Source organism: Anoxybacillus pushchinoensis (assembly GCF_900111795.1).
Classification (GTDB): domain Bacteria; phylum Bacillota; class Bacilli; order Bacillales; family Anoxybacillaceae; genus Anoxybacillus; species Anoxybacillus pushchinoensis.
Window position 1 is genome coordinate 1 of the sequence record NZ_FOJQ01000028.1, and the last position, 24990, is coordinate 24990.

The following is a 24990-nucleotide window of genomic DNA, read 5'->3' on the forward strand; positions in this document are numbered from 1 at the left end:
ACCAACTAGCTAATGCGCCGCGAGCCCATCCTGTAGCGGCAGCTTGCGCCGCCTTTCAACGAAACGTCATGCGACATTTCGTGTTATCCGGTATTAGCACCGATTTCTCGGTGTTATCCCCGTCTACAGGGCAGGTTGCCCACGTGTTACTCACCCGTCCGCCGCTAACGATTCAAAAGCAAGCTTTTGAATCGTCCGCTCGACTTGCATGTATTAGGCACGCCGCCAGCGTTCGTCCTGAGCCAGGATCAAACTCTCCATAGAAAGTTTATCTCTCTAGCTTCATACGCTTTTCGCTTCGTTCAGTTTTCAAGGAACATGTTTGTCGTTTTTAAGCGACTTTTTCAATATAACATTTAGTGTTTTCTTTGTCAACACTTTTTTCTTTTGTTTTTTTACATGTTATTTTTAACACGGACGTTTAGTAATATATCATATTTGTTCATATTTAAGCAAGATGTTTTTTACTTTCTTTTGAAAAAATGAGTGAGGAAAAAACACCTCACTCATTAAATTTCCAAACGATTATTTATGACGCATTTGAGGGAACAACAATACATCACGAATAGATGGTGAGTTCGTCAACAACATAACAAGACGATCGATACCGATCCCTAATCCACCCGTTGGTGGCATACCGTATTCTAACGCTTCGATGAAATCTTCATCCATTTCATGCGCTTCGTCATTTCCTTGTTCCTTTTCTTTCAATTGCGCCTCAAATCTTTCACGCTGATCGATCGGATCGTTTAATTCTGTAAATGCATTAGCGTGCTCACGCGCAACGATAAACAATTCAAATCGATCCGTAAATCGTGGGTCTTTAGGATTTTTCTTCGCCAGCGGTGAAATTTCAACTGGATGACCGTAAATAAACGTCGGCTGAATGAGATATTGCTCTACTTTTTGTTCGAAAAACTCGTTAACAATATGACCAAATGTCATATGCGGAGCTACTTCTACTCCATGCTCTTTCGCTAGTTGCCGAGCTTCCTCATCGCTCATATGCTTCCAAAAATCAACACCAACATATTCTTTGATCGCATCGACCATATGAAGTCGTTTCCATGAAGGTGTTAAATCTACCTCATATTCTCCGTATTGCACTTTTGTAGTTCCGAGAACTTCCTGAGCAATATGGGCAATCATATCCTCTGTTAGCTTCATAATGTCTGTGTAATCAGCATATGCCTCGTAAAGTTCAAGCATCGTAAATTCCGGGTTGTGGCGCGTCGAAATTCCTTCATTACGGAACACGCGACCAATTTCATATACTTTTTCTAGTCCACCAACAATTAAACGTTTTAAATGCAACTCAATTGCAATACGCATATAAAATGTCATATCTAAAGCGTTATGATGCGTAATAAATGGACGTGCCGCAGCTCCCCCAGCAATCGAGTGCATCATTGGCGTCTCTACTTCTAAATACCCTTTTTGATCTAGATAACGGCGCATCGATTGAATGATTAAACTACGTGTAATAAATGTTTTTTTACTCTCTGGATTCATAATTAAATCAAGGTAACGTTGACGATAGCGTTGTTCAATATCTTTCAATCCATGATACTTTTCAGGAAGCGGGCGCAACGATTTTGTCAACATCTCATATGAATGGACTTTAATGGACAATTCGCCTACTTTTGTTTTAAAAACTACACCACGGACTCCAACGATATCTCCTAAATCCGATGTATCAAAAATTTCATACTGTTCTTCGCCAACATCGTCTTTACGAACATAAATTTGGATTTGTCCTGTCAAATCTTGAATGTGTGCAAAACCCGCTTTCCCTTTGCCGCGCTTCGTCATAATTCGACCGGCAATAGACACATGAATCTGCTTCTCTTCGAGCTCTTCTTTCGATAAATGGCTATACAACGTAAACAACTCTTCCGCTTTATGTGTACGCTCAAATCGTTTTCCAAATGGATCGATTCCTTGTTCGCGTAACTTATGTAACTTTTCACGACGAACTAATAGCTGATCATTTAATTCTTCATGTGACATACTAACGTTCACTCCAATGACCTTTTATTTTTTAAGACATACTGTCAGCTTAAGCTGACAGTATGCTTTTTACACTTCCATCACAACATCGCTTTCTTTTGCCTCAACTTCTTCTACAAAATTCATAAGCAACGCCACAAGCTCATCGCGCGTTTGACATTCGTTAATGGCGTTGCGCACTTTAGCGTTTCCACGAATACCTTTCAAATACCACGCAGCATGTTTGCGCATTTCTTTCACAGCGATATACTCATTTTTCAGAGCAATTAAGCGATCCAAATGTAAAATGCAAACTTCAATTTTTTCGCGAACAGATGGCTCCGGAATGAGCTCGCCCGTTTCTAAATAGCGAACCGTACGATAAATCATCCACGGATTACCGAGAGCAGCCCGGCCAATCATCACACCATCGACACCGGTTTGTTCTAACATTCGCTTCGCATCTTGAGGAGTTTGCACATCACCGTTACCGATGACAGGGATGTTAACCGCTTCCTTCACTTGTTTAATGACGTTCCAGTCTGCTTTTCCTTCATACATTTGTACACGCGTTCGACCGTGAACAGCCACAGCTTTTCCACCTGCCCGTTCTACCGCTTGGGCATTCTCAACAGCATAAATATGATTTTCATCCCAACCGATTCGCATTTTTACCGTGACAGGCTTCTCCACCGCATCGACGACGGCGGCTACCATGTCGTAAATTTTATTTGGATCTAACAACCACTTTGCTCCCGCGTCACACTTCGTAATTTTTGGAACAGGGCATCCCATGTTAATATCAATAATATCGGCGTTCGTATGTTGATCTACATATTTAGCGGCTTGTACAAGCGTCTCTTTTTCCCCACCAAAAATTTGCAAGCTCAATGGTTTTTCACGCTCGTCAATATAAAGCATGCCCATTGTTTTTGGGTTATTAAATAAAATCGCTTTATCGCTAACCATCTCTGCACAAACAAGTCCTGCACCAAACTCCTTTACAGTTAGACGAAATGCTGAATTACATACCCCTGCCATCGGTGCAAGTACAACAGGGTTATTAATTTGTACATTTCCGATTTTAAACATTAAACTCCCTCCTTTCGTAAAGTTGTTCCTCGACCGCTTCACGACTCTTCCATATGCGAACCCCTTGATGTGACAACTGGTCAATGTAAGAACGTAAAGGACGTTGAACAGACGGAATGATCAGTGATTCATCTATTTCAAATAACGGGATTAACACAAACGCCCGTTCAAACATGCGCGGATGTGGAATAATAAGTTGTTCTGTTTCAATATTTTCGTGATTATATAACAAAATGTCAAGGTCTAACGTCCGCGGCCCCCAACGAACTTTCCGCTTACGGCCAAACATTTTCTCGATGTTCATTGTCGCTGTTAATAAAGCTAGCGGGGATAGTGATGTACTGACTTTCACAACCATATTTAAAAAACACGCCTGATCAACGTATCCAATAGGATCTGTTTCATAAACGGAAGATGTCGCTAAAACAGAAATACATTCATGGTCATGTAACGCTTTCACTGCTTGAAGCAAATATGCAAAGCGATCCCCTATGTTTGATCCTAACGCAATATAAGAAATATGTTCCATTTCTAACGTCCTCTCGTAATTTCAACCGCCACATAAGCATAATGACCTTTAATTGGTGGATTAGGCTTTGTCACCTTCACTGTACACGATGACGCTGTTTCATACGCGGATAAAATTTGCTCAGCAATCTGTTCTGCTACCGCTTCAATAAGTCTAAAAGGCTTGCCTTCAACGATGCTTTGACATATGTCGTATATATGCGCGTAATTAATCGTTTCGCTCAAATCATCAGTAATGCCTGCTCTTTGTAAGTTCGTTTCGATTGTGACATCAACATAAAAACGTTGGCCAAGTTTATTCTCCTCCGGAAACACCCCATGATAACCGTAAAATTCCATTTGACTAATGTAAATTTTATCCCGCATTTTCTTCACCTTTTCCAAGCATTGCATCCATCATTTTAGCCATTCGAGCAATCGGTAAAACATCGTGCACACGAACAATGTGCACTCCTTTTGCAATGCCTAGGCAAACAGTTGCTCCTGTTCCTTCTAGTCGGTCATGAACTGGCAGATCAAGCACATGACCGATAAATGATTTTCGCGATGTTCCTAACAAAATAGGATAACGAAGCACAGCAAGCTCGTCCAATCGGCGCATCACTTGTAAATTATGTTCAACTGTTTTCGCAAATCCGATACCCGGGTCAATAATGATTTGCTCGTCTTTTACACCAGCCTGCTTCACTATATGAACGCTCTCTCTTAAATCATGAATTATATCTGAAATGAGATCTTTATAATTGCGATCGTGACGATTATGCATTAATACGATAGGCACACCGTAAGTAGCCGCTACTTCAGCCATACTCGAGTCTGCTTTCGCCCCCCAAACATCATTAATCATCGTCGCTCCTACCTCAATGGCTTGCTTCGCTACTTCCGCTTTATACGTATCGATCGAAATGGGCACATCAACCGCACGGGCAACCGCTTTTACGACCGGAATTACACGACGCAACTCTTCTTCAAGCGATACCTTCTCAGCCCCCGGACGAGTTGATTCCCCACCAATATCAATGATATGTGCCCCTTCAGCTACAAGTTGCTTAGCCCGTTCAACCGCCTGCTCTACATGACAAAACTTTCCCCCATCAGAAAAAGAGTCAGGTGTGGCATTTAAAATCCCCATAATAATCGTTTGTTTTTTTAAATGGAGCTTATGTTTTCCGCAGTAAATAACATCAATCAATGAGTGTTCTCACCCTTTCTGTCATACCTCGTCCATAATTGTTTTGTAAACGATGCGTACGCATACTTCAGCCGGCTTGTAATTTCCCCACATTTCCCGGGATATATATCACCATCCAATCGACAAACCGGCACAATTTCTTGGATGGAATTCGTTAAAAATATTTCATCTGCTTCTTTAAGATGTTGTAATACATAAAATCCTTCTTGTACATGAATGCCCCACGAACACAACAAATCTATCACAAACATTCGTGTAACACCATTTAAAATACCCGTTTGCACCGAAGGAGTATATACGACACCATCTTTTGCCCAAAAAACGTTTGAAACGATTCCCTCTGCTACAAATCCGTCTTGTGTAAGGAAAATACCTTCCACGTGTGCATCTTTGCCGATTTCCCACTTACCTAAAATATTGTTCAAATAATGGTGTGACTTCAAACGGATATACCCTTCTGGTGTATTTCTTCTTATTCGTAACGTTTGGCAAACTTTTTCCTCTGCAAACGTCGGAACAGGTTTCATGTACATAATAACCGTTGGCGCTGTGTATTTATCCACTTGTAACCCCACATCACCAACACCAGCCGATATATTTAAACGCACATATGCATCGCGATAACCGTTTGCCTCCAACAGTCGGGAGAGAATATGCATCACTTCGTCCCGCGTTATAAAAAACGAGATGTTTAACATATTTAACCCATCGTGAAGGCGCGTTAAATGATCGTCAAGTAAAAAAGGATGTCCATCATATACGCGAAACGTTTCAAACAAACCGAGTCCATACATAAAGCCGTGATCAAATGGGGAAATGCGAGCATCTTCCTTCGTCACGATTTGTCCGTTAACATAAATAAACATGCGCCATCACTTTCACTTATATAACGTAATAAAATTTTTAAGCATTTCTAAGCCAAACTCAGTCATAATTGATTCGGGATGAAATTGAACACCTTCAACAGGCAACGTTTTATGACGAATCGCCATAATTTCTCCTCCCTCCGTCCATGCGGAGATCTCAAAACAATCCGGTAATGTGTCCCTTTTTACAATTAAAGAATGATACCGAGTAGCAACAAACGGATTAGGAATGTGTTCAAAAATTGTTTTTCCATCGTGGAAAATCGTTGATGTTTTTCCGTGCATTAGACGCTCTGCTCTTACCACTTCACCACCGAATACTTGAGCGATAGATTGATGACCGAGACATACACCGAAAATAGGAATTTTTCCAGCAAAATATTGAATGGCCTCCATACTAATTCCAGCTTCGTTTGGACTACATGGACCAGGCGAAATCATTAAAAAATGCGGTTGAAGTTGTTCAATTTGCGCAATCGTCACTTCATCATTTCGTCTGACAATGAGCTCTTCGCCTAATTGACCTAAATATTGGACTAGATTATACGTAAACGAATCGTAATTATCAATCATTAAAATCATTTCGCTCACCTCATACTTAATTGTACATGCTCTTCTTCGCTCAGCTCTTTTGCTTTCCATAAGGCAAATGCTTTCTTTAAACATTCTTTGTACTCATATTCCGGTTGGGAATCAATAACAATTCCCGCCCCTGCTTGTACATATGCAAGGCCATCTTTAGCAACCATCGTGCGAATCGCAATATTTAACTCCATGTCACCATTAAATGCAATCCAGCCGATTGAGCCAGTATAAATACCACGCCGAACAGGTTCAAGTTCTTCGATAATTTCCATCGTCCGTACTTTCGGCGCCCCTGTGATCGTTCCCCCAGGGAAAACAGCCGCTATCACATCAAATGCATCTTTTCCTTCCGCTAGCTGCCCAGAGACGTGTGAAACGAGATGCATAACATGGGAATATTTCTCAATGACCATAAACTCATCTACCTTTACTGTCCCGTATGCACATACACGTCCAAGGTCATTACGCTCAAGATCCACGAGCATCACATGCTCCGCTCGTTCTTTTTCGTTTGCTAATAAAGACTGAGCAATTTGTTCATCTTCTTGAATAGTTTTACCGCGCGAACGTGTTCCTGCAATTGGGCGGGTGCTTATACATTTTCCTTTCTTTTTGACGAGCAACTCTGGGGAGCCGCTTACGATTTGAAATTCAGGAAAATGCATGTATGCCATATACGGCGATGGATTTAATGTACGCAACTTTTCATAAATCGAAATAGGATGCGTAAATAGCCGTCTTGACTGTCGAACGGACAAGTTTACTTGAAATACGTCCCCTTGTGCAATATAATCCCGTACCTTTTCGACCGCTTCCATAAACTGTTCCTCGCTCATCGATACCGATTCTTCTTTCTCGTAGCTTGGAATAAACGGACGAGAAACATCAGAAGTGTCCATTGTCCACAGCTTTTCATATTGCTCAAGACGTTGACGCGCTTTCTGTTCTTCTCCATCTACGTAATGAGTAATCAAATAAAGAGCCGACTCTTCGTGATCATATACAAACACATCATCAAACACTAAGAAATACAAATCAGGCACTTGTAAATCGTCACGTGCGATTGAAGGAAGCTTTTCGATGTAACGGGCACAATCATAACTAATATATCCGATGGCTCCACCTTGGAAATCAGGACCTTCTTCTCGCGAATCGACTTCCCATTGACTGAACCACGTTTTTAAAGATTTCAATATATTTCCTTCAAACGTTTCTGTACAATGTTTTTGCCACACTGTTAATTTGTCGTTTTTCCCAATGATCACAGCAAAAGGATGTAAGCCGATAATGCTATATCGACCGTCCCGACCGCTCTCAAGTAAGACATGGTGCAATTGTTGTCGTGCCAACGCCTTATATTGTGAAAACCAATCGCGATGTGCGTACGAGACCTTTTTCATCATTGTCCGTCGCCTCTGCTTGCTCACAGATGTCACTCCTCTCCATCAGTCCATACGCTTATTGTACAACGAACGGACGGAAACAATCACGAAAAAAAATTCGGCAAGAAGCTTCTTGCCGAATTTATTCTTCAAATTGGTATAACGCCGTGCTTAAATAACGCTCGCCGTTGCTCGGAATGATGGCTAATACTTTCTTTCCTTTTCCTAGTTTTTTCGCTACTTGCAACGCCACATGGATCGCTGCACCGGATGAAATGCCTCCCAAAATTCCTTCTTGACGAGCAGCTAAACGAGCAGCTGCAAACGCTTCTTCTGTTTTTACCGTAACTACTTCATCGTAAATGGATGTATTTAAAATGTCCGGAACAAAACCTGCTCCAATTCCTTGTATTTTATGTGGCCCTGGCTTTCCGCCAGAAAGTACAGGAGAATCCGCTGGTTCAACCGCATAAATTTTAATGTTCGGATATGCTTGGCGCAACACTTCTCCTGCCCCTGTGATCGTTCCACCCGTTCCAATGCCAGCTACAAAGGCATCTAGTTGATCGCCCATTTGCTCAACAATTTCTTTCCCTGTTGTTAAACGGTGTACTTCTGGATTCGCTTCGTTTTTAAATTGTTGAGGCATAAAATAACCGTGCTCTTGCGCTAGCTGCTCCGCCTTTTGAATAGCCCCACGCATTCCTTCGCTACCCGGCGTCAGCACAAGCTCCGCCCCGTAAGCACGAAGTAAATTACGGCGCTCTAGGCTCATCGTATCCGGCATGACGAAAATAGCTTTATATCCTTTCGCAGCAGCGACCATCGCTAATCCAATGCCTGTATTTCCGCTTGTTGGTTCAATGATCGTATCGCCCGGTTGAATTTTTCCAGCTTTCTCAGCTGCTTCAATCATTGCTAGTGCAATCCGATCTTTGACACTGCTTCCCGGATTCATAAACTCTAGTTTTAAATATACGTCTGCGCTGTCTTCATCAACGATGCGATTCAACTTTACTACCGGTGTTTGCCCAATCAACTCTGTAATCGATTGTACTACACGTGCCATTTCATCCACCTCTAATCCCGAGTATTTTTATCGAATTTGTAACTAATTTATCAGTTATTTTCGAAATTGTCAATCATTTATTGTTGTTTTGCTAATTTTTTTAACTCCTCAAGATCTTCGACTGAAAATGTGTACGTTTCGTTACAAAAATGACAAGACGCCTCAGCCTTTCCTTCTTCATCAATCATTTGCTGAATTTCTTCTACCCCTAAGCTAATGATTGCATCTGCTACACGCTCACGCGAACAGCGACAAACAAAAGATACAGGCATCTTCTCGAGAATGTTCACATGTTGTTCTCCACCAAGCAGTTCGTATAAAATTTGTTCTGGCGTCAAACCACTTTCGATCATTTTGGAGATTGGTGGAATCGCCGCTAAACTTTTTTCAATATTCGCAATCGTTTTTTCTTCTGCCCCCGGCATGAGTTGTAAAATAAAACCACCGGCCGCTAATATTGTATAGTCACGGTTAACTAACACTCCCACACCAACGGATGATGGTGTTTGTTCAGAAGAGACAAAGTAATATGTAAAGTCTTCACCAAGCTCCCCGGAAACGAGCGGGACTTGTCCTGTAAAATAGTCGCGCAATCCTAAGTCTTTCACTACAGTCAATGTTCCGTTTGTTCCAACCGCCCGAGCAACATCAAGCTTTCCGTTTGCGTTTAGCTCAAAATGCACGTGCGGATTTGATACATAGCCGCGCACCTGACCTTTTGCGTTGCTATCGACAAGAATATGTCCGATCGGACCCCCGCCCTCAATTTTAATGGTAATTTGACTATCACCTTTTAACATCGCTCCCATCATTACACCTGCCGTCATGGCGCGACCCAATGCTGCCGAAGCTGTTGGCCATGTTTGATGGCGACGTTGAGCTTCGCGAACCGTTTCTGTTGTTCGCACGGCATATGCCCGCACTTGACCATCATACGCGAGCGCTTTCACTAAATAGTCTGTCATAGCTGTCACTCACCTTTCTTATTTCGCTCATATAACAATTGTAATCCTTTTAACGTTAAAAATGGATCGACGATATCAATCGCATTCGATTCATGGGCAATTAATGATGCTAATCCCCCTGTAGCAATGACTTTCGGTGGAACCGCGCTTTTTTCTTTCATCCGTGCAACAATTCCCTCCACTTGCCCAACATATCCGTATAAAATGCCTGCCTGCATCGCACTCACTGTATTTTTCCCAATAATATCGTCTGGACGGGCGATTTCAATGCGCGGAAGCTTCGCCGCACGAGAATAGAGTGCTTCTGTGGAGATTGTAACCCCCGGCGCAATAGCCCCTCCCATATATTGCTTATGCTCATTAATATAGCAGTATGTCGTCGCTGTACCGAAATCGACAATAATAAGCGGTGCACCATACAGATGGATACCTGCTACAGCATTAACGATCCGATCGGCACCTACTTCTTTCGGGTTATCATACTTAATATTAAGCCCTGTCTTAATTCCCGGGCCAACAATAAGCGGTTTAATGTGAAAGTATTTTGTACACATTCGCTCAAGCGCAAACATAATCGGTGGCACAACAGAAGAAATAATAATGCCATCAATGTCAGAAAAATGTAAACCGACATCTTGCAGCAACATTTTGATCATCATTCCATATTCATCTTCTGTTTTGTTTCGGCTCGTTTCGATGCGCCAATGAAACTTCAACTCATCTCCATCATATACACCTAGTACTGTATTTGTATTTCCAACATCCAATACAAAAATCATCGCTCATCCCTACTTTTTCGCAAATTGTTCCTTTTTCATCATATCACATTCGCTTAGGTGGACGGTAAAAAAAGATGCCTCTTATAAAAAGAGACACCTTTATTCTTCCTTTTTCGTTTGAATATTGACTTTTACTTCTTCTTGCTTTTCACCGTTGCGGTTCGGCAGCGTGCCGTGTTCGAATAGATGCTTAATTTGCTCGGCATCAAGCGTTTCAACTTCAAGCAACGTGTTAGCGATTAAATCTAGCTTGTCGCGATTTTCCGTTAATAGACGCCTTGCTTTCTCATAACATTCTTTAATCATTCGCTGCATCTCAAGATCAATTTCGTATGCAATTTGATCGCTGTAGTTTTGTTCGTTATGCAAGTCGCGTCCTAAAAACACTTGGCCGTGAGATTGACCAAACTGCATCGGTCCTAGCTTTTCGCTCATACCAAACTCCGTAACCATGCGGCGAGCAATGCTTGTTGCACGTTGGAAGTCGTTATGCGCTCCCGTACTTACTTCACCAAATACAATTTCCTCAGCAACACGTCCACCGAGAAGTCCTGTAATTTTATCGAGCAGCTCTGGTTTTGTCATAAAATAACGGTCTTCTTTTGGCAACATGACTGCATATCCGCCCGCTTGCCCTCGCGGTACAATCGTTACTTTATGCACCATTTCCGCATCAGCAAGCACCATACCAATGACGGTATGACCTGCTTCGTGATACGCAACAATTTTTCTTTCTTTTTCCGAAATGACACGGCTTTTCTTTGCTGGACCAGCAATAACACGGTCTGTCGCTTCGTCAATATCGCTCATATCGATTTTTTTCTTGTTGCGGCGAGCAGCGACGAGGGCTGCTTCATTTAGTAAGTTCTCTAAATCAGCGCCAGAAAAACCAGGTGTCCGCATCGCAATAACTTTTAAATCAACAGATTCATCGAGCGGCTTGTTGCGCGCATGCACACGAAGAACCGCCTCGCGTCCTTTCACATCTGGACGGTCAACCGTAATTTGACGGTCAAAGCGCCCTGGACGTAAAAGAGCAGGGTCTAAAATGTCAGGACGGTTTGTCGCAGCGATAATAATAATTCCCTCATTGCCGCTGAATCCATCCATTTCAACAAGCAACTGGTTTAACGTTTGCTCCCGTTCATCATGGCCTCCGCCTAAACCGGCACCACGCTGACGTCCAACCGCATCAATCTCATCAATGAAAATGATACAAGGGGCGTTTTTCTTCGCTGTTTCAAACAAATCACGCACACGCGAAGCACCGACACCAACGAACATCTCGACGAAATCTGAACCGCTAATAGAGAAGAACGGAACACCCGCTTCTCCTGCGACCGCTCTGGCTAACAACGTTTTTCCTGTCCCGGGCGGTCCAACAAGGAGAACACCTTTCGGGATGCGAGCGCCGAGCTCTACAAATTTGCGAGGATCTTTTAAAAACTCAACGATTTCAACGAGTTCTTGCTTTTCTTCGTCCGCACCAGCTACATCTTTAAAGCGAACGCGCTTTTTCTCTTCGTTATACAACTTCGCACGGCTTTTGCCGAAATTCATCACTCGGCTGCCGCCACCTTGAGCTTGATTTAATAAAAAGAAGAACAAAATAAAAATGATGATAAACGGGATAATAGACGTAAAAAATGTCACCCATCCGCTCGTTTCATCCGCAGGCAACACTTCTACTTTTGCCTGTTTTGCAGCCTCATCAATTCGTTGAAGAATTTGTGGGCTATTTGCGACGTAGGTCGTGAAAAACTGTCCTTCGGCATATGTTTTCAGCTGTCCTCGAATTTGATAAACGCCTCGCTCTGGCTTCAACGAGACGTACTTCACATCACCATTTTCTAGATGAGTAATGAACGCATCGTACGTCATCCGCTCTGCACGCTGATTGCCGCCATTTAAAAAACTTACAACGCCAATGACGACAAGAAAAATTAGTAAGTAAAAGATTGTATTACGGAAAATGCGGTTCATCTCCTACCTCCTCCCACACTTAAAACACGCTATAGTCAATAGTATCATAGAAAAACGTTCCAAAACAAACGATGTGCATGAAAAATTATTTACTGTATACTTCCGGTTTTAACACACCGATGTACGGAAGATTTCGGTATTTCTCACAATAGTCTAACCCATAACCGACAACAAATTCATCTGGGACGATAAAACCGACATAATCTGCTTCGATATTTGCCTTTCGACCAGACGGTTTATCAAGCAACGTCACAATTTTAATCGATTTCGCTTTACGATAACGGAATAAGTCCGCTAAATAACTTAACGTTAACCCGCTATCAATAATATCTTCAATGATGAGAACATCACGACCTTCAATCGATGTGTTTAAGTCTTTTAAAATTTTCACCTCACCCGATGATACCGTTGCATGACCGTAACTTGATACGTCCATAAAATCGATTTCTAAATATGTATCGATATGCTTAATCAAGTCTGCCATAAACGGCATCGCACCTTTGAGCACACCGACCGCGAGCGGAAAGCGACCGTCATATTCTTTTGTCAATAATGCACCTAGTTCTTTTACTTTTTGCTGAATTTGCTCCTCTGTAATTAAAATTTTTTCCATATCTTGATGCATACCCATATTCTTTCCTCCTACCATCATTCATTGCTTTTTATAGTGTAATATAATATAGCGATTTTTTGTAATATTTGTTGCTGTATAAGCTGATTTTTTTATCCCTGGAATCCATATAATGTTTCCGTTTGCATCTTCGACGATTGGCCATTGATCCCTCTCGTTCATCGGGACTTTTTCATCAATAAAGATACGCCCAACTTTTTTGGCACGTTCCATCCCTTTAACTTTCATGCGATCTCCGTGCTTTCTCGTTCGCACACGAAGAGGTAACACGACTTGATCCACATCAATAACGACGCGTTCATCGCCTGCAATACAAGGATAGTGATCAACAAACTCGCTCATGAGTTGATAGCCATTTGGCAACATAATCGTATCAGGAATATGCATGATAAATTCATATTCGCACGGCTGTTCATATTGAAATGTAAATACGCACGCTTCATATTGACGAATCATTTTTAATCCGTTTGGAAAATGAAGCATACCGGAAGGATGTTTTCGTTCAAAAAAACGTAACACTTGCTCGATATGTATAGAAGACAATGTCGACGGGACATTTCCGTAAAGATAGTTTAATATTAGTTGAATCCCTCGCCTTTGTAAAGGTTTTGGCATGCGCATGAACGAAGGAACATCAACACGAATACGCCCTTCTTGTTCGTTCATGACATGCTTTAGCTTTTCTTTTGTCAGCTGCTCTAAAAATGCCTCATCTTCACTAATGATCTCACTAAACTGTTGAACATGTTCATGAACGCAAACGTTTTCCCGTTTCAAAAAAGGGAGAACGTGATGGCGGAAACGATTGCGTGTATAATCATCTTTGTCGTTGCTCGAGTCATGCCGAGCGTACAGTTCGTTTTCTTGACAATATTGTTCGATTTGTTGCCGATCAATACATAAGAAAGGGCGAATGATATACCCATCGCCAAACGGTCTCTTCACAGGTATACCAGCATATCCTTTCGGCGTACTCCCACGTACAAGCCGCATGAGCACCGTTTCAACTTGATCATCACCGTGGTGGGCTAAAGCAATATATCGCGCTTTATATTTTTTCATCACTTGTTCAAAGAAATCGTATCTGCAATCGCGGGCTGCCTCTTGCACCCCTTTTTTCGTTCGTTTCATATACGCCCGAACGTCATATTTTGTGACCTCACATATAATACTACGTTGCTCGCAAAAATGTTTCACAAAATGCATATCTTCTTCCGATTGTTTTCCTCGCAACATATGGTCGACGTGTGCAACGACAATTTGAATATGATATCGTTCTCGTTCGCTCCATAAAAAATGAAGCAATGCTAATGAATCCGGGCCGCCTGACACGCCAACAACAACGGTTGTACCACACTCAAGCAATTGATGCTTTTCAATAAACTGATGTACAACTTGTAACATACGCACCCTCTTCGCAAACGTCGTTTTTTACAATCGTACCACAACTCAAAACGAACGTACAAAAATTAAAGAATTTGGACGTACAAATAAACAACATACATAAATAAAAGACAAACAAACAAAAACATCGTTTCTAGCAAGCGAAACTTTCGAGCAGCCTTGCCCCGCCGCTTTTCTACCCGAGCAGAAGGCTGTTGCATACATTGCACCAAATCCTTCCTCATTTCATCAGCAGAAGCGTACTTCCCGTCTAGTGCACGCCATAATATTTTTTCATATTTTTTTAAATAGCTGTGGGAGGAAATCATTCGTCGGAGTTGCTCCCTCCCATTTTCCTTTCTTTCAAATCGCTTTGGATAACACATGTTAATCATAATCATTGCTACTGCAAACAAATCGTAAGAAGGTTCTGCCTTTCGTGTTCCCATCCCCCAATATCCGCGATCAAAAAACTCCGTAAACTCTTTAATTGCTCTACCGCGAATCGTTGTACCCCCCACGTCAATTAACCGTACTTTCGGAACAGCCCCTGCTACAATTAAATTTTCTGGTTTTAAATCTCCAAACACCCATCCTTTTTCATGCAATTTATGCAAATCACCTAGTAGCTGTAATGTCATGACGACGATCCAATCTTTTCCTCGTTTCTGAATAAAAGTTAATAAATCATCCCCCTCAATATATTCCATGACGTAAAATGAATACATCTTTTTTTCTTGCGGGTGAACCCAGTCATCAACATCTAATAAACAAGGTCCGAGGGCAACTCCCTGGACCTCTGAAAATCGTTTAAGTACATTGACTTCTGACATCATCGCCGCCGCTTGGTTGCTTATTTTCATCGCAACAAATGTGCGCCCTTCTTTCGCTAAATAAACAACACCGTTCGCCCCTTTGCCGAGCTGTTTTATAATTTCATAGCGACGTTTATGCCACTTCCCTTGTATCGTCGTTCCTATTCGAATGCTACATGGATTGTTCGATGTATACATCGTCATCACCATCATGAGTAAGCAAGCTTTTTAGTGAACGTTTTTTTTGGAATTGTTGTAGCGCTTCACGAATCGCTGGACCGGTTGGTGTAATTCCTCCCGACGTAAGTTTTGGGAAAACGCTTGAAATGGATTCCATTTTCGGCGTCCAGTCTAAAATGCGATCTACCTCTCCTTTTTTCCCGGGAAATGCAAAAACAGAAAACTCATTATTTCCCAAACGGGCATTCAAACTAATAGATAAATCTAACAATGCTTCTTTGACCGTTTGCAACTTCATTTTCATACTTCCGCTCGTGTCTACTAATATTAAAACTTGTAAGTTAACGGTCTCTCCCAATTCTTCAACAACTTCCATCACTTCACCTCTTTTTTCTGGTGGAAGCTCCTCAATCGAAGCGCGAGAACCTAAAATTTGTTTCAACTCGCGATTAATGACACCTTGCAACGTCTGGGTCATCGCTTTTCTCGTCACCATTTGCACCGTTTGCGCCAACTGTTTAGCATAAACAACTTGGCTAATGCCACCACCAGACTGAGCAATTCCTTCAATTTCACGCAATCCTTGTTCATCAATCACATCTTGATCGAGAACACCAATCACGTTGACTGTAATTCCTTGCTCTTTCGCTAATGCTGCCATAGCAATTGGATCTTCACCATGATTAGAACAACCGTCCGTAATTAATAAAATTTGACGTAACGTTCCTTTTCGCATACGCTCATCCCCTCCGAAAAAGTTAGTATATTCCCATCATCGACGGCTAGAGGGGATTTTATACCTTTATTTCATATATTGATATGCCGGAATGACAGCCCATTTCGGTGTATTATGCTTAATGCGCGCAACGACAATTGTCATATCATCTTCGATTTCCCCGCCGTTCAAGCGAATGACTTCTTCTAAAAGTAACTCGGACACTTCTTGCGGATCGTTCGTTTTTAATTCTTTAATTTTCCGCTTTATCCATACATCATGATTTTCAATGTGAGACACGCCATCAAAGATGCCGTCGCTCATCATAATGAGCAAATCCCCAGCTTTCAGCTGTTCCTCGAACACTTCAAACTCTACTCCGGTAATAATACCAATCGGCAAATTGCTTGATTCAATTTTCATGACGTTGTTCCCTCGTTTAATGAAACTAGGTGAAGAGCCAACTTTTAAAAACTTTGTTGTTGCATTTTGCAAATCAACGATAGCTAAATCGAGCGTAGAAAAAATTTCTTCCGTCGTCCGCAACGCTAAAATCGAATTAATGGATTTAATGGCAATTCGCTCTTCAATGCCCGATTGTAAAATTTTTTGTAACAATTTTAACGTTTCTTTGCTTTCGTAATGTGCCCGTTCACCATTCCCCATACCATCGCTAATAGCCAACGCATATTTCCCTCCACCAATTTCCATCATCGCGTAACTGTCACCGGAAATGAATCCACCACCTTTTGCAACGTACGCAACACCTGTATCGATGACAAACGCTTTTGAAGAGCTAAATGCGACCCGGCAATCTCCATTTGGATACGTCGAGCAATCTTCTCTCTTCACAACGATCGTCTCACCTAAAATATCAGATAACATCGGTGCAATGAGTTTTTCACACTCTCCCCTTCCATCGCAATATGGAATAACCATTTCAATATCAACATTTCCTTTGTCTAGACTATAAATTTCAACATCATTCACATCTACACCGAACTGTTGAAGGGCATGCAAAATTTGTTCTTCTTGTACGTAATAATTTTCACGCTCTTTTTGAATTTCTTTTGCGAAATCTTCCATCACTTGTGACACACCTAATAACTGTTCTGCGACAAGTCTACGGCTTTCTTTCATTTGCTGTTTTAATTTTTTGTTTGCTTTATAAAACGATACGTTCTTTTCAATCATTTGCACAACTTTATTCGCTTTCACACAATGTTTATTCCACTCACGCAGCAACTTTGCATTTACAATTTGATCATTTTCACTCGCCTCTTGCATAATTTTTTTCATGTAATCATATGTTTTATCAAAGTGATTCACCCAACATTGATCTTTTTTAAAACATGTTTGACACGTTTTAGCAGCAACATCACTTAAAAAATAATCAATTTCGCGTTCCTCTTCTTCCTCGTGAGTAAGCACACTATATGAAGAAAAGCTTTTCGATAGCGCTTGAAACACATGCGAAAATTGCTCAACACGCTGCGCTGTCACATCACGAATTTTCCGTACATACTGTTGTTGTTCGTTCGTATGCTCAACAGTTCCTGGCACATATTTCGCCATCTTACTCGTTAACGATTGTGGCGTCATAAGGAAAAGCAAAACGGCACATAGCGACTCTACAACATTTGGGACAATATTTGTCGTTCCTTGGCTATAAAGGGCAATTAACAATGTTGCGACGACCAAACCAAATGAGACACCTAACTTTTTTCCTTCCTTTAGCAGTCCACCAAGCAACCCGGCGAAAGCGAGCAAACTCATTTGATATAAATTAGAAACGTTCGCCAAGCTTAAAATAAGCCCCGTCACGACGCCGACGGTTGAACCGACCGTTGCACCAGCTACAAAAGCAAACAGCAACAGTAAATAACGCGAAGCAATATGCTCTAACGACAAACTATACATGGACCAACCGACCATTCCAGTCAACATAGAAGAAATGAGAATAACAAAAGAAATAACTTCTTCTGGTTTCAACGTTTGTTTATATTTTTGATGATCGAATAACGGCACGCTCTGTAAAAAAATGAGCGTTAAAATGGACGCAAGACCTGCTTCGATAAACATCGTCATTCCTTCATATACCGTCCATTCATGACCCCATGTGTATATCATCGCCGTTTTCGCGAAAGCCGAGGCAAAAAATACAACAACCGGCAACCTTTTCAGCGGGGCATCAATCCAATAAAACAACCGATAAAAAACGAGAAACATCACGATCGAAGCAACAATAAATAAAGAAGTGTAAAAAGAAACCGTCAGCGATCCTGCAAATAAAGCAATAAACACAAAGCCTAACTTATCGCGGCGAAGTAAATAAATGGCCGAAAAGAAGGGCAAAGCAAACGGTGTCATTTTCGTTAAAATGAGAGCTCGTCCAAGCAAAAAACCAATAATTAAAAACAAAAACCCTTGCTGAAATAACAAATGGCTTAATCGAACTGTAAATCGTTGCAACCATTGAGAAACAGTCGTTCTTGTCCTACTTAAAGGCACTTCAGCCATTTGATTGACCGCTTTCCGTTCTAATCTCTCCATCATTCATCCTCTCCTTCTTTTACATATACGTCTATTACTTTGTATTATACAGACTGAATTATCAAAATTTTGTCAAAAAAAGAAGATGAATCACATAAATCTTTCGACGGAATATCACAAAAAACGGCTCATAAAAACAAAAAAACACCAATTTCATGACGAAATTGGTGTTTTTACGATGACCCGTACGGGATTCGAACCCGTGTTACCGCCGTGAAAGGGCGGTGTCTTAACCACTTGACCAACGGGCCATTATACAATTTGGTAGCGGCGGAGGGAATCGAACCCCCGACCTTACGGGTATGAACCGTACGCTCTAGCCAGCTGAGCTACGCCGCCATGCAACGACATTTGTTATGTTACTACGTTTCTTCAGCAAAGTCAATACTTTTTTACTGAAATTCAAACGAAAAAGCATCCACTCATGAAATGGATGCTTATATGAACTGCCTCATATCCGATTCGGCAGCAAGTTAACCGCGTCGAGCACCACGACCTCCTCGTTTAGATTCAGTATGGCGTTTAAGAGATGCTAAACGATCTTCACTTTCTTTTAAGAAACGGCTAATTTTCTGCTCAAAGCTTTCTTTTGAAGCGCGATCGTTTCCTTTATTGCGCGGACGTGAAGCTTGTTCTTTTGCCTTCTTAATCGACAAGCCAATTTTGCCATCCTTCTCAACATGAATGACACGAACCTCGACTACATCGCCTATTTTCAAATGTTCGTTAATGTCTTTCACATAGCTGTCAGCTACTTCGCTAATGTGTACTAAGCCTGTCGCGCCTTCCGGTAACTCAACAAACGCTCCGAATTTTGTAATGCCCGTTACTTTTCCCTGTAACTTGCTGCCTACTTCAATTGACATAAAAAAAGTGCTCCTCCTTAAAATCTGAAAAATCGTTTCTTTCATTATACATAATGAAAAAAACAAGTGTCAATAAGCCGTGTGCCCATCTGTCAATCATCAGGAGTGATAAAAATAATTTCCCCTTCTTTCGACAAAAAATATTGTTTTCGAGCCAATTCGGCAATATATTGATCGTCATTTAATTTTTTGATCTCTTCTTGTAATCTTTTTTCATCTTTTTGCAACGTGCTTAACTTTTCTTCCAACTGCTCTTTCGTTTTTATTTGTTTATCAATCGCTGAAGATTGTGCCATCATAAGATACAAAAACAGCGAAGAAGCGGCTAACGCCACTGTTGCTAGCATGCTAAAACGAATAAAAATTTTTTTGCGACGACGCGCCTTTTTATGCTCTTGCTTCTCTTGTTGAATGACGTAAGACGTTTGTATTTTTTGCACTTTGTTTCTTTGTGGGGCGCCCATGTTCTTCACCGCTCCTTCTTCGTTACACTTTCTTTCTAAACATATTCGCTATCTTCATATAAAACCCTTTTCCAACACGAAAGAAATAACCAATAGCCGCTTGAAATCGCAAGGGAGTTTTTTTCCAAACGAAATGTCCAAGCGACATAAACGGTTGCAATATGAAGAGTACACATACATATATTGCTTTATATAAAATTTTACCAATAGATAAAATGAAATGACAAGTAGTGAACAATAAAAAAACGAAAAAACGGTAAAGAAGTCGGAGCGGAAATATGATGACATAATAAAATAAACGCACGAATAAGCGATATAACGACACAATGATGCGAATGATCCTCCGCAACAAACGAACATACACATGTTGAAACAACGCTCGGTAAGCAGCATATCCACATAAAATGGCTAGAAAAATGTAGAAACGAATTTCTCCGTTATTAACGAGCAGCAACGTATAAAAAGCATATAACGCTTGCACAATCCAAAAAAGAATGTCTGCAATCCAAACAATTAACCGATGACGTTTAGAACGGTCGAATATATGAGCGTACGTATCAAAACATGCCCCGATGACGAACCCTGTTCCGATCATCGCAAGCAAAGTTGTAAATTGTATGTGCAAGCTCATTTAAACAACTTGCTAAAGAATCCTTTAGCTTTCTCCGTATGATGTTCATCTAAATAAACGATTTCAAAAATTTTCCCCTTAATTGAAACAATCCCTTTGTCTACATCTAAGTTTTTCATTTGTAAATTTTGACCTTTAACAGATAAAAAGCCCATCACTGTTTCTAACAAAAACTCTTCATTATCAAAACTCTCTACTTGCTTTACTCCTGTAATTTCTAACGTACGTCGACCGCGCATAACAATGTCATGTTCTTGAATCGGCCCTTTATTTCCTACATGTTGCGTCATATCGTCTCCCCCTCACAACCATTATTTGTACAAGTGTATGAGGGGGGAAAACGGTTTAGAACAAGCTATTCAACGCGTTCTTCTTTTACAATCTCATATAATGTGCTCGCTTCTTCTTTTTTTGCATGATCTTGTAACGCAATAACCTTAGCTGTTACGTGTTTTTGCCCAAACTGAATTGTAATTTCATCACCGATTTTGACCGTTGAGCTCGCTTTCGCTTGTTGACCATTAATTAATACACGCCCTTGATCAGCCACTTCTTTTGCTAACGTTCTTCTTTTAATAAGCCGAGAAACTTTTAAAAACTTATCGAGCCGCATATTTTATAGCCCCTCCCTTTTTGCTTCTTCCCATATGTCATCTAGTTGTTTTAATGAGTATGCTTGCCATTCTCCCCCTTGCTGCTTTACTTTCTGTTCGATGTATTGGAAACGACGGTAAAACTTTTCGTTCGCCATTGCTAACGCCTCTTCAGGATTAATTTTATAATATCGACATACATTAATGAGCGCAAATAGTAAATCACCAAATTCGGATTTTAACTTTTCTTCATCCATGCGATCTGCTTCTTCCTTTACTTCATTCATTTCTTCTTCAACTTTATGCCACATGGACTGTACTTCCGACCAATCAAATCCGACTTCCGCTGCTTTTTTTTGATACTCGTATGCACGCAACGTACTTGGCAACGCTTTAGCAACATCATCAAGCAAAGAATCGAATACCTTTTCTTTTTCCGCTTGTTTTATCGCTTGCCAATTGCGCACAACCTCTTCAGCATGATCAACATGAACGTCCCCAAATACGTGAGGATGACGGCGTACCATTTTTTCTGTAATGGCTCGAATCACATCATCAATGGAAAACATTCCTTCATCTTCGCCAATTTGAGCATGGAGCATCACTTGCAATAGGACGTCCCCAAGTTCCTCAATCATATTTTCATCATCTTGCCGATCAATCGCATCAAGAAGCTCGTATGCCTCTTCTAGCAAGTATTTTTTTAGCGATTCATGCGTTTGTTTCCGATCCCAAGGACAACCATTTGGTCCGCGCAACGTCGCGATTACACGTCGCAAAGTAGTAAAATCGTGATACAGCAGTTCATCATGTTCTACCTTTGGTACATAAACGCTCGTTAAATTGCTAACCATCGTCGCTCGATCAAGTTCATATAGCGCAACCTTTTTGGCGCGTTCTTGCTTACTTCCTGCCGCATCGACGATAAAAACCGGATAATCGTGCGGTAACTTTTCTAACAAAGCTAATTTGACATCAGACGCAACAAATGAGTCATATACTTGGCAAAAAACGATGTGGTTGCGCAATTGAATCTCATCCGGCTGAAATGAAGTCGCATCAATGAATTGAAAACCCTCGATCGGATCAACACCAACAGCAGTAAATAGCGCATCGAGGAAGCTTTGTCCCCCTTCAATGCGGACAGAAATATCGCTCTGCTTCTCCATCAATAACTTGACTGTGCGCTCCGCAACGAGTGGATGCCCAGGTACAGCATATACAACATCCCCTTTTTTCGCCTCCTCACACAAAACTTTCACAATGTGTTCGTACACTTGTTCAAATTGGTCGTATGTTTCATATACATCATCAAATGACTGAGCATGTATTCCTTCCGCCTCTAACTGTGCGACAACAGGATGATCTTTCGTTCGTAAAAAAAGGCGTTTCGCTTGTTTTAATGTACGATACACACCAAATGGAAGCTGATCTATATCTCCTGCCCCGAGACCGACAATTGTGATTGTTCCCATGACTATCCAGCCTTTCTTTGTTTAATATGAGTGAAATAACGTCCAAACGGAAGAGCGAACAATTCTTTTTCGGTAAAAATTCCTTTTTTAACAATCATTATAATATAAACAAACGCTCCAATAAAAACGCCACCTATCGCTTGAAGCGACGAAAATAGACGTCCGTGATGAACAGACAACTCGTTCGTTAGCATGACGTAACCAATGACAATCATAGCCATCACAACAGCAGCTTGCATCGTTTTCATGACTGTAATGATTGAAAGCAAAGGGCGTTCCATTCGTTTCTGTACATAAAAAAGAGCAATAATAAACATGATGGCATATGCGGCACAAGTGGCTATTGCTGCCCCTACCGTATGCCATGACGGAACGAACCATATGTTGAACACCCATTTTAACATCATACCGATACATACAATAAAGAGCGGACGAAACACATCTCCAAGCCCTTGCAAAATAGCGATAAATGTTAGTGTGAGGGAAGTAAACAAAATAGAAGTAGCTAAAATTGTCAGCTCCATTGCACCCGCATGATCTTTAAATAACATCGTATTTGCTTGTTTTAAAATACAAACTAAGCCGACAACCGCCCCTAATCCAATAACAAACGCTAAGCGAGCAGCGGTATATACTCCTTCGCGATGCGTTTGCCTTTGCGATAACATAGGCACAAGTGCTAATGAAAAAGAAGTAGCCGCTACCGTTCCGAGTTGAATAAACGGTTGTCCCCGATCATAAATGCCTTTTGCTGTTTTCGCGAACTCACCTAATCCTGCTTGTTGCAATAAAGGTAAAAGGGTCAATGAATCAACGAGCTGCATCAAAACGAGCACCATATTAGCTAAACAAATCGTCACCCCATGGATCGCTAAAAATAAAAATACTTTTCTTTTTTCTTGTTTCGGCAAACGTATCGATGCACGAATGTTCATCTGTTTCCGCAACATATACGCGGCAAGCACGACAAGCGCAGCAAAACTTCCGATCAGTGAACCAAACATCGCACCTGCTCCTGCATCATAAACGGTAAATCCATAATGAAGCAAAAGGAAAGATAAGAACAAAATAGCCCCCACCCGTATTAGTTGCTCAACAACTTGTGAAACAGCGGTTGGAACCATCTCCCCCCTTCCTTGAAAGTAGCCACGACAAACAGAAGTGAATGGAAGGAGCAAAAAAGCAAATGAAATGGCCCGAATAAGCGCAACTAACTGAGCATCTCCCATGATCGTCGCAAGAAACGAAGCGCCGAAATAAAGAATAGAAAACATAACCATGCCGATGAATGATAAAAAGTAAAAAGAAAAACGAACGATAGCCGCCTCATATACTGATTGTTTATTTTCAGCAATCAGCTTTGAAATCGCAACAGGATAGCCGTATGTAGATAAAGCGAGAAAAATGCCATAAAACGGGTAAACCTGTTGATAAATATAAAATCCCATATCGCCCGCGATGTTTTGATACGGAATACGATAAAAGGCGCTCAATACTTTTGTGAATAAAGCGGCGAGCGTCAATATGAACGCCCCTTGCAACCAATCTTTTCTCTCCATAACGTTTCACCTTTTCAATTATATATGACATCAAAAAAAGGTAGCGAAATGCTACCTTTTATTGTTCCATTTGACGAGCAAGGAAGCTCGCCGCTGTTTCCGCTGCTTTATGCTCCACTTCGCTGATCGTTTTATCTTTTGAGAAAATGACGACCGCCCCGATTGGATCTCCTCCCGCAATAATTGGCGCGATTACGTATGACTGCATATGCTCTTCATGCCCTTGCGCAAATGATACGCTCGTTTCTTCTGTGTGCAAAACGGATTGACGATCTTCCATCACTTTTTCAACAAGTTCGCTTACGCTTTTATTTAAATATTCTTTTTTCGATCCGCCTGCCACCGCAATAAAAACGTCGCGATCGCAAATAAGCACGGGTTGTCCTAGACTATCAAAAAGCGCTTCAGCATATTCTTTTGCAAAGTCACCTAATTCGCTAATTGGAGAATATTTTTTCAAAATGACTTCGCCATCACGGTCAACAAATATTTCAAGTGGGTCTCCTTCACGAATGCGAAGTGTTCTGCGAATTTCTTTCGGAATAACTACTCGTCCTAAATCATCGATTCGTCGAACAATACCTGTTGCTTTCATCTATCGATGCCTCGCTTTCATTTAGTTATTAAAAATGGCACTGGTGAAACAGTTGAATAATTCACCATTGTTGTGATTAGTATCCGTCACACATGTAGTT

24 protein-coding genes, 2 tRNA genes, 1 rRNA gene and 1 pseudogene are annotated in these 24990 nt (G+C 41.2%); all 28 read right to left on the reverse strand.

Annotation, left to right across the window (positions count from 1 at the left end):
• Positions 1-264 (reverse strand): 16S ribosomal RNA (locus BM213_RS08705); the annotation flags it as partial.
• 261 nt (positions 265-525) lie between these two features.
• Entirely contained in the window at positions 526-2010 is a 1485-nt protein-coding gene (gene lysS / locus BM213_RS08710; protein ID WP_091703092.1) for a lysine--tRNA ligase, read from the reverse strand.
• Positions 2011-2079: 69 nt separating this feature from the next.
• Positions 2080-3081, reverse strand: a complete 1002-nt coding sequence (gene dusB / locus BM213_RS08715) for a tRNA dihydrouridine synthase DusB (protein WP_003398245.1) — start codon at positions 3079-3081, stop codon at positions 2080-2082.
• Positions 3074-3610 carry a 2-amino-4-hydroxy-6-hydroxymethyldihydropteridine diphosphokinase gene (gene folK / locus BM213_RS08720; RefSeq protein ID WP_091703094.1) on the reverse strand — a complete coding sequence of 179 codons (537 nt, stop codon included), beginning with the start codon at positions 3608-3610 and terminating at the stop codon, positions 3074-3076. Before folK ends, dusB begins: the two co-directional genes overlap by 8 nt.
• 2 nt (positions 3611-3612) lie before the next feature.
• Positions 3613-3975: a dihydroneopterin aldolase gene (gene folB / locus BM213_RS08725; protein ID WP_004888607.1), complete on the reverse strand. Its 363-nt coding sequence runs from the start codon at positions 3973-3975 to the stop codon at positions 3613-3615.
• A complete protein-coding gene (gene folP, locus BM213_RS08730; protein WP_244149233.1) occupies positions 3965-4741 on the reverse strand; it encodes a dihydropteroate synthase in 777 nt (258 codons plus the stop codon). Before folP ends, folB begins: the two co-directional genes overlap by 11 nt.
• 56 nt (positions 4742-4797) lie before the next feature.
• Positions 4798-5667, reverse strand: coding sequence for an aminodeoxychorismate lyase (gene pabC, locus BM213_RS08735; protein ID WP_091703099.1), 870 nt, complete (start codon positions 5665-5667; stop codon positions 4798-4800).
• Positions 5668-5679: 12 nt separating this feature from the next.
• Complete coding sequence (gene pabA / locus BM213_RS08740; RefSeq protein WP_091703102.1) at positions 5680-6249, reverse strand: aminodeoxychorismate/anthranilate synthase component II; 570 nt, start codon at positions 6247-6249, stop codon at positions 5680-5682.
• A 5-nt stretch (positions 6250-6254) separates the two neighbouring features.
• Positions 6255-7655 carry an anthranilate synthase component I gene (trpE, locus tag BM213_RS08745; RefSeq protein WP_091703104.1) on the reverse strand — a complete coding sequence of 467 codons (1401 nt, stop codon included), beginning with the start codon at positions 7653-7655 and terminating at the stop codon, positions 6255-6257.
• A gap of 121 nt (positions 7656-7776) precedes the next feature.
• A complete protein-coding gene (gene cysK / locus BM213_RS08750) occupies positions 7777-8703 on the reverse strand; it encodes a cysteine synthase A (protein ID WP_091703107.1) in 927 nt (308 codons plus the stop codon).
• A 77-nt stretch (positions 8704-8780) separates the two neighbouring features.
• On the reverse strand, positions 8781-9668 hold the full coding sequence (gene hslO, locus BM213_RS08755) for an Hsp33 family molecular chaperone HslO (protein ID WP_091703110.1): 888 nt from the start codon (positions 9666-9668) through the stop codon (positions 8781-8783).
• Between the two features lie 5 nt (positions 9669-9673).
• Positions 9674-10447, reverse strand: coding sequence for a type III pantothenate kinase (locus BM213_RS08760; protein ID WP_091703113.1), 774 nt, complete (start codon positions 10445-10447; stop codon positions 9674-9676).
• Positions 10448-10546: 99 nt separating this feature from the next.
• Positions 10547-12430, reverse strand: a complete 1884-nt coding sequence (gene ftsH / locus BM213_RS08765) for an ATP-dependent zinc metalloprotease FtsH (RefSeq protein WP_091703116.1) — start codon at positions 12428-12430, stop codon at positions 10547-10549.
• Between the two features lie 85 nt (positions 12431-12515).
• On the reverse strand, positions 12516-13061 hold the full coding sequence (hpt, locus tag BM213_RS14985) for a hypoxanthine phosphoribosyltransferase (RefSeq protein WP_091703119.1): 546 nt from the start codon (positions 13059-13061) through the stop codon (positions 12516-12518).
• A gap of 21 nt (positions 13062-13082) precedes the next feature.
• Positions 13083-14465 carry a tRNA lysidine(34) synthetase TilS gene (gene tilS, locus BM213_RS08775; RefSeq protein WP_091703121.1) on the reverse strand — a complete coding sequence of 461 codons (1383 nt, stop codon included), beginning with the start codon at positions 14463-14465 and terminating at the stop codon, positions 13083-13085.
• Between the two features lie 65 nt (positions 14466-14530).
• A complete protein-coding gene (locus BM213_RS08780) occupies positions 14531-15469 on the reverse strand; it encodes a serine/threonine protein kinase (RefSeq protein WP_091703152.1) in 939 nt (312 codons plus the stop codon).
• Positions 15432-16190: pseudogene (locus BM213_RS08785) on the reverse strand (VWA domain-containing protein); the annotation flags it as partial. The gene BM213_RS08780 and the pseudogene BM213_RS08785, both read right to left, overlap by 38 nt.
• Before the next feature lie 51 nt (positions 16191-16241).
• A complete protein-coding gene (gene spoIIE / locus BM213_RS08790; protein WP_091703154.1) occupies positions 16242-18707 on the reverse strand; it encodes a stage II sporulation protein E in 2466 nt (821 codons plus the stop codon).
• A gap of 179 nt (positions 18708-18886) precedes the next feature.
• A tRNA-Glu gene (locus BM213_RS08795) sits at positions 18887-18958 on the reverse strand.
• 11 nt (positions 18959-18969) lie between these two features.
• Positions 18970-19046, reverse strand: a tRNA-Met gene (locus tag BM213_RS08800).
• A 134-nt stretch (positions 19047-19180) separates the two neighbouring features.
• A complete protein-coding gene (locus BM213_RS08805; RefSeq protein WP_091703127.1) occupies positions 19181-19573 on the reverse strand; it encodes a S1 domain-containing RNA-binding protein in 393 nt (130 codons plus the stop codon).
• A 92-nt stretch (positions 19574-19665) separates the two neighbouring features.
• The gene (locus tag BM213_RS08810) at positions 19666-20037 is read right to left on the reverse strand and encodes an FtsB family cell division protein (protein WP_091703129.1); all 372 of its coding nucleotides are present in this window, start codon (positions 20035-20037) and stop codon (positions 19666-19668) included.
• Between the two features lie 22 nt (positions 20038-20059).
• The gene (yabQ, locus tag BM213_RS08815) at positions 20060-20668 is read right to left on the reverse strand and encodes a spore cortex biosynthesis protein YabQ (protein ID WP_091703132.1); all 609 of its coding nucleotides are present in this window, start codon (positions 20666-20668) and stop codon (positions 20060-20062) included.
• Entirely contained in the window at positions 20665-20958 is a 294-nt protein-coding gene (gene yabP, locus BM213_RS08820) for a sporulation protein YabP (RefSeq protein ID WP_003398222.1), read from the reverse strand. Before yabP ends, yabQ begins: the two co-directional genes overlap by 4 nt.
• A 65-nt stretch (positions 20959-21023) precedes the next feature.
• Positions 21024-21281 (reverse strand): RNA-binding S4 domain-containing protein, encoded by a 258-nt coding sequence (locus BM213_RS08825; protein ID WP_091703136.1) that lies wholly within the window; start codon positions 21279-21281, stop codon positions 21024-21026.
• Positions 21282-21284: 3 nt separating this feature from the next.
• The gene (yabN, locus tag BM213_RS08830) at positions 21285-22736 is read right to left on the reverse strand and encodes a bifunctional methyltransferase/pyrophosphohydrolase YabN (protein ID WP_091703138.1); all 1452 of its coding nucleotides are present in this window, start codon (positions 22734-22736) and stop codon (positions 21285-21287) included.
• A 2-nt stretch (positions 22737-22738) separates the two neighbouring features.
• The gene (locus BM213_RS08835) at positions 22739-24295 is read right to left on the reverse strand and encodes a putative polysaccharide biosynthesis protein (protein ID WP_091703139.1); all 1557 of its coding nucleotides are present in this window, start codon (positions 24293-24295) and stop codon (positions 22739-22741) included.
• Positions 24296-24353: 58 nt separating this feature from the next.
• On the reverse strand, positions 24354-24890 hold the full coding sequence (gene spoVT, locus BM213_RS08840) for a stage V sporulation protein T (protein ID WP_003398218.1): 537 nt from the start codon (positions 24888-24890) through the stop codon (positions 24354-24356).
• Positions 24891-24990: the final 100 nt, after the last annotated feature.